General features: G+C 44.2%; 2 protein-coding genes. One reads left to right on the plus strand and one right to left on the minus strand.

From position 1 onward, the window contains the following. Nucleotides 1-325: hypothetical protein (locus CWB99_RS24445; protein ID WP_212748540.1), on the plus strand; the 325-nt coding region annotated here is incomplete at its 5' end. A gap of 449 nt (nucleotides 326-774) precedes the next feature. Here the strand turns inward: CWB99_RS24445 and CWB99_RS22930 are convergent. Further along, nucleotides 775-1,176: a hypothetical protein gene (locus CWB99_RS22930; RefSeq protein WP_138686230.1), complete on the minus strand. Its 402-nt coding sequence runs from the start codon at nucleotides 1,174-1,176 to the stop codon at nucleotides 775-777. Nucleotides 1,177-1,328 lie beyond the last annotated feature (152 nt).

The raw sequence follows: 1,328 nt of genomic DNA on the forward strand, positions 1-1,328 counted from the left end.
ACACTTAATTTTGAAAAGTTTCAGAATCAAGTTTTATTTGACTCCCTACTCGCTGGCTCGTTGCTTTTCAGCGTTGTGCCCCGTGTCGGTGGATGCGCATTATAGGGAAATCGAAACCCAGCGCAACCCCTTTTTTCATTTTTCTCTCGATAATATGTCACTACCACCTACCACCCCAAGTACACACAAAACACAAACAAGATACACACAATCAAATGTGGATAAGATCGCAAATAAACACAATACAGGCAAAATGGTGAAAGACGATCAGAGTGAGTCTTCAGTTTCTTATTCTGCTCAGGGATATAAAACTATACGTAAATAAAGCCAGAAGGTTGATAAGAATTGCATCGGTGGGCTTTAGTCATTTTGCTTCCTGTACAAATAGCCCGTGAGCAAAGAGTACCTTCAGCATCCGTGTTATTAGCAGTGACTCTTCTTACTCATTTGGTCAATGTGGTATGTGCCCGATCCATTCTCTTGATATTACTTGTCTTGAATCTACGAAAAGCTTTAGGAATATGAGACTACATGAATGGACATCGGTAAAACTGTTTAATTAAGAGTCGGGTGGTGCTTTCCAGGTTCAGAGACTATGGGTACAAACTATATAGCCAGCCTGCAGTTGCCGTATTAAATGCAGGCTCACCTCAGTGTAGGCTGTACGATTGAGATTACATGGCACTTCATCATAAGTCGTTCAATACCCAATATGGGAGTATGGAGCATGCTCAGTATGAAGTGTTAGCCAGTTACTTATCCGCAAGTCCAGGCTCATGGACGACAATAGTGCAAACTATAATGATGGAGTATAAACGGCTTATTCAAAAAAGCGCTGCATATACTGGGTTTGTAACCCATACCCTGCAGCAGATCCGGGTTCACAAAGCTCTGCCACACCTTCAACAACAACTCCCTCTTCATACAGCACGCCGTGCGATACTGTTTAAACCAGTTTTTCGGTGTTGAATAGGTTTGTTTCGGTGTATTTATCATGCCTACGAAGTAGCTTTTCAGCATTGGCTCCAGGCTCACCCTGCTCTGCCACACCTCCAACAACTCCGTCGTCATCCCGCGCAGGATGCGGATCTGTTTAAACCTGTTTTTCGGTGCTGAGTAGGTTTGCTCCGGTGTATTTGTCATGCCTACGATGTGGCCTTCCAGCTGCGACTCCAAGTTTACCCTACTTTATCACACCTCCAACAGCAACTCCGTCGTCATCCCGCACGCGATGCGGGATCCATTTAAACCTGTTTTTCAGTACTGAGTAGGTTTGTTTCGGTGTATTTGTCATACGTACGGTGTGGTTTGTTGGTAGATCCCGCATC

Origin of the sequence: Pseudoalteromonas rubra, from assembly GCF_005887095.1 — a bacterium.
GTDB classification, from domain to species: Bacteria; Pseudomonadota; Gammaproteobacteria; order Enterobacterales; family Alteromonadaceae; genus Pseudoalteromonas; species Pseudoalteromonas rubra_E.